Genomic DNA, 308 nt, shown 5'->3' with positions numbered 1-308 from the left:
AGACGAGAAAAAAATCAATTATTCTGGTTTTAGCGAGTCTAACTTTTTTACGGACATGTTAGGGTGGCTCATGCCTATTTTAGTGATTTTAGGGCTATGGATGTTTATGGCAAACCGCATGCAAAAAAATATGGGTGGGGGTATTTTTGGCATGGGGAGTGCGAAAAAACTCATTAACGCTGAAAAACCCAATGTGCGTTTTAATGACATGGCAGGCAATGAAGAAGCCAAAGAAGAAGTGGTAGAAATCGTAGATTTCTTAAAATATCCTGAACGATACGCCAATTTAGGGGCTAAAATCCCTAAAG

General features: G+C 39.0%; 1 pseudogene. It reads left to right on the top strand.

The features are described from left to right. Positions 1–308: pseudogene (locus GO013_RS16915) on the top strand (cell division protein FtsH); the annotation flags it as partial.

It is taken from the genome of Pseudodesulfovibrio sp. JC047 (assembly GCF_010468615.1).
Taxonomy (GTDB): Bacteria; Desulfobacterota; Desulfovibrionia; order Desulfovibrionales; family Desulfovibrionaceae; genus Pseudodesulfovibrio.
Note: the sequence above shows the minus strand (reverse complement) of the source record. Positions and strands in the feature narration are given on the sequence as shown.